The organism is Deferrisoma sp. (assembly GCF_054681715.1).
This window is the reverse complement of the sequence record NZ_BAAHFQ010000199.1, coordinates 1-4,902: the sequence shown is the minus strand read 5'-3', so window position 1 is coordinate 4,902 and position 4,902 is coordinate 1. Positions and strand designations below refer to the sequence as shown.

Here is a 4,902-nt window from a genome sequence, read left to right as displayed (position 1 = left end):
CTCGAGGACGTGGCCGATGCCTTCAACCGGATGGCGGAGTCGCTCTCCCGCAGCTACCGGGAACTCGAGGCCCGGGTGGCCGAGACCACCCGCACGCTCCAGGAGGAGCGAAACCGGCTGGCCACCGTGCTGCGGGCCATGCGCGAGGGCGTGGTGCTCGCGAACACCGCCGGGGAGGTGGTGCTCATGAACCCCCGGGCGCGGGCCGCCCTGGAGAGGGGCCCGGGCGCCGGGATCGGGGCCCCCTTGGGCCGGCTGCTGCCCGAGGACCGGGCCGCGTTCTACGTGCGCCGGGTGCGCCGGCGGTGGGAGGAGGGCCGGGAGGCCCAGGAGGAGGTGGTGTTCCCCCTGGAGCACGGGGGACTTCTGCGGGGCACGATGAGCGGGGTGCCGGGGCCGGGGGGTGAGCTTTCGGGGTTCCTCCTCGTGTTCCGGGAGGCGGTGCTCGATCCCGAGGAGCGCCGGGCCGACGAAACCCTCCTCCAGATGCCCGAGCTCCTCAAGGGCCCCGTGGCCACGTCCCAGGCCCTTTTGGAGGCCCTGGGCCGGCACCCCGACATGAAGCCCGAGCAGCGCCGGCGGTTCCTCGACGGCCTCGCCGAGGAGATCCGGCGCATGGCCGAGCGGGTCCGGGCGGCGGAGGGGGCCGCGGGCCTCCTGGCCGGGGCCCGGTGGGAGATGGTGCCGGCCGACCCGCTGGTGCTCCTCGGGGAGGCCGTGGGGCTCGTGCCCGGCGCCTACGTGAACCTGAAGGACCCCCGGGAGCCGGTGCCCCGGGTGCTCGTGGAGCCGTTTTTGTGGGTGGCCTCGTTGGCGGCGGCCCTGCGGTGGCTGGGCGAGCGCACCACCGGGTGGAGCCCGGTCGAGGCCTCGATCGAGGTGTCGGACGAGGCCGTGCTCACCGTGCTTCGGGTCTCGGCCGACGGCGGGCTCACCCCGGAGGCCCTGGAGGCGGTCGAGGTCCGGGCCCGGGGCGAGCCCACGGTGCGGCTCGGGGACGCCGTGCGCCGGAACCGGGGGGAGCTGTGGATCCGCACCGGGGAGGGCGGCGTGCAGGAGGTCTGCTTCGGGCTGGAACGGGCCTCGCGCAGGGCCGAGGAGGAGGCGCGGCCCGGCATCCTCGACGACCAGCCGGAGTTCTACGACTTCGACCTCTTCCTGCCCCGGCCCGCCCTCGAGGGGCCGGAGCTCCTGGCCACCCCGCTTCGGGACCTGGAGGTCGTGGTGTTCGACACCGAGACCACCGGGCTCGACCCCTCCAAGGGTGACCGGGTGGTGAGCCTGAGCGCCGTGCGGATCCGGGCGGGGAAACTGGTGGCCGGAAGCCAGTTCCATACCCTGGTGAACCCCGGGCGGCCGATCCCTGAGACCTCCACGGCGTTCCACGGGCTCTCGGATGCCGACGTGGCCGATGCCCCCTCGTTTGCCGAGGTGCTCCCCCGGTTCTACGAGTTCGTGGGCAAGGCGGTGCTCGTGGCCCACAACGCGGCGTTCGACAAGAAATTCCTCGACCTCGGGGCCCGGGAGGCGGGCCTGCCGCTCCTGGAGAACCCGATCCTGGACACCCTGTTCCTCTCCTACGGGGTCCACAAGGACCTCGAGGGCCACAACTTGGACGCCATCGCCCAGCGGCTCGGGGTGGCGATCGAGGGGCGCCACACCTCCCTCGGGGACGCCCGGGCCACGGCGGAGATTTTTTTGAAGCTGATCCCCCTCCTGGAGTCCCGGGGGGTGCGCACCCTGGGGGAGGCCAAAGCCTTCTGCGACCGCATGCTGCTCCTGCGCTGGCAGTCGTCGAGGTTTTAGAGGCTGGAACGCTAGAAGGCTAGGAGGCTGGAAGGCTGGAAGGCCAGGCGGCGGCGAAGCCGGGAAGGCGCCGGGTGCCCGCCCAGCGGGCCGAAGGCCCCCGACCCACGACCCACGATTCACGATTTACGACCTACGACCTGCGACTCACGACAAACGGCCCTTCATGGATTCTGGTGCCCGTCGACTCTCCGCCCTGTTCGTGCTGGGGGTGATCCTGTTCTTCTCGCCCCTGCTCGCCCTGTTCAACCGGCCCGTGGCCGTGGCCGGGGTGCCGCTCCTTCCCCTGTACCTCTTTCTCGCCTGGGCGGTGCTCCTCGCCCTGGCCCCGCTGCTCCTGCGCACCCGGCGATGACCCGCGCGTTTTGGGTGGCCCTGCTGGGCCTGGGGTACGTGCTCGGGCTCTTCGCCTTGGCCTACGCGGCCGACCGGGCCCGGGAGCGGGGCCGAAGCCCCGTGGACCACCCCCTCGTCTACAGCCTGTCGCTGGCCGTCTACTGCACCGAGTGGACCTTCTACGGGAGCATCGGCCGGGCCGCCTCCAAGGGCATGGGGTTCCTGCCGATCTACCTGGGGCCGACCCTGGTCTTTTTCCTGGCGCCCCTGGCCCTGCGGAAGATGGTCGCCTACTGCCGGACCCGGGGCATCACCACCCTGCCGGACCTCCTGGAGGAGCTCTACGGCAAGGGGTCGGCCCTGGGCGCCTTGGCCACGTTCATCCTGGTGGCGGGGGTCACCCCGTACATCGGGCTCCAGCTCAAGGCCGTGGCCCACACCTTCGATCTGCTGACCGGCCGCCTGACGGGGGGAGGCGTGCTCCAGGACGCGGCTTTCTGGGCCGCCCTCGGACTCGCCATGTTCGCCGTGCTCTTTGGCGCCCGTACCCTGGTGGTGAGCGAGCGCCACGAGGGCATGGTGGCGGCCGTGGCGTTCGAGAGCGCCGTGAAGCTCGGGGCGTTTCTCGTCCTGGGAGCCTACATCACCTGGGGCATCGGGGGCGGGTTCGAGAGGATCTTCTCCGAGACCCTGGCCCATCCGGAGTTCCGGGACATCCTGGTGCTGGGGCCCAAGACGACGCTGCCTGAGTGGGTGACCCTCGGGGTGTTGTCCATGGCCGCCATCGTGCTCCTGCCCCGGCAGTTCCACATGCTGGTGGTGGAGAACGTGCGGGAAACGCACCTCCGGCAGGCCTCCTGGATCTTCCCCACGTACCTGCTGCTCATGAACCTGTTCGTGCTGCCCGTGGCCCTGGTGGGGCTCCTGGTCCACGCGCCGGGCCCTCCGGACACGTTCCTGATCACGTTGCCCCTGAGCCGGGGCCACACCGGGCTTGCGGCGCTCGCGTTCCTCGGGGGGTTCTCCGCCGCCGCGAGCATGGTCATCGTCTCCTCGGTGGCCCTGGCCACCATGATCCTCCACCATCCGGGCATCGCGATCCTCGGAAAGCTCACCCCGTCCATGGGAGGGGAGACGCCCCGGGACCTCTCGCGCCAACTGCTTCTCGCCAAGCGGGCGTTTATCTTCGGGGTGGTGCTCCTGGGGTACGGGTTCTACCGGTGGATCGGGGAGTCCCAGACCCTGGTGAACATCGGGCTCCTGTCGTTCTCGGCGGTGACCCAGTTCGCCCCGGCCGTGTTTCTGGGGTTCGTCTGGAAGGGCCGCACCCGGGCCGGGGCGCTGGTGGGGCTCACCCTGGGGTTCGGGGTGTGGGCGTACACGCTCCTTCTGCCTTCGTTTGTGGGGTCCGGCTGGATGGACCCCGGCATCCTGGAGCACGGCCCCTGGGGCATCGAGGCCCTTCGGCCCCACGCCCTGTTCGGGCTGGAGGGCCTCGACCCCTGGTCCCACGCTTTGGTGTGGAGCACCGTGTTCAACCTCGGAGGATTCCTCACGGTGAGCCTCCTGGTGGGGGCCCGCCGGCCGGCCACCCCTCCCGCGGTGCCGATGGGCTGGGTGAGCCGCGAGGACGTGGAGGGGCTTCTCACCCGGTTCGTGGGGCCCGCGAAGGCCCGGGAGGTCATGGAGAGCATTCCGGCCCGGGCCGGGCCCCAGACCCTCGTGGAGGCGGCCGAGCGGTGCCTCGCGAGCGCGCTGGGCACCCCGTCGGCCCGGATGATCCTCCAGAGCTTCCTGGCCTGGCCCCGGGACCAGGCCGTCGAGATCCTCGACGTGTTCGGGCGGGTGTCGCGCACCCTGGCCCAGAGCCGCGAGGCCCTGGAGCGCCAACTCCGGGAGCTCCTGGTGCTCCACGAGGCGGCGGGGCTCATGTCGCGCACCCTCGACATCAACGCCGTGCTGGACGGGGTGCTCAACCTGATCCACCGGGAGTTCGGGTTCGAGTACCTGGCGGTGCGGCTCCTGGACGAGGACGGCAAGCTCCGGATCCGGGCCCACGTGGGCCTCAACCCCGACTACGTGGCCCTGTCGGCCGTGCCCCCCTCCGAGGAGAGCTACTTCGGCACCTGTTTTCTGCGGGGAGAGCCGGTGGTCCTGGAGGACACCCGCAACGTGGACAAGCCGATCTTCTTCGGCCAACTGACCCAGGACGTGCCGGTCACCGCGCTCATCCACGCCCCCATGATCCACGAGGGCAAGCCGATCGGGGTGCTCACCGCCTACGGCACCCGGGGGCCCATGCACTTCACCGAGGAGTTCGTGAGCCTCTTTTGCGCCCTGGCGAACCAGCTCGCCATGGCCGTGGCCAACGCCCGGCTCTACGAGGAGGTGCAGGCGTACAGCCAGGCCATGGAGGAGAAGGTCCGCCAGCGCACGGCCGAGCTCGAGGAGGCGAACGCCCGGCTGCGGGAGCTCGACCGCCTGAAGAGCGAGTTCCTCTCCACCGTGAGCCACGAGCTTCGGACCCCCCTCACCTCGATCCGGTCCTTCAGCGAGATCCTCCTGAAATACGGGGTGGACGACCCGGACAAGCGCCGCCAGTTCCTGGAGATCATCCAACAGGAGGCCGAGCGGCTGACCCGGATGATCAACGAACTCCTGGACCTCTCCAAGATCGAGGCCGGCCGGGTGGAGTTCCACATCGAGCCGGTGGATCTGGGCGAGGCCATCCAGAAGGCGGCCGATGTGGCCAAGCCCCTG

At 70.8% G+C, this 4,902-nt stretch carries 3 protein-coding genes; all 3 read left to right on the top strand.

Translation table 11 applies throughout. The features are described from left to right. The coding region (locus ACY0I8_RS16380) for a 3'-5' exonuclease (RefSeq protein WP_461395603.1) at window positions 1–1,806 on the top strand (1,806 nt) is incomplete at its 5' end. 166 nt (window positions 1,807–1,972) lie between these two features. Next, entirely contained in the window at window positions 1,973–2,161 is a 189-nt protein-coding gene (locus ACY0I8_RS16375) for a hypothetical protein (protein ID WP_459940147.1), read from the top strand. Next, window positions 2,158–4,902, top strand: a 2,745-nt coding sequence (locus ACY0I8_RS16370; RefSeq protein ID WP_461395602.1) for a histidine kinase dimerization/phospho-acceptor domain-containing protein, incomplete at its 3' end; no start/stop codon positions are given. The genes ACY0I8_RS16375 and ACY0I8_RS16370, both read left to right, overlap by 4 nt.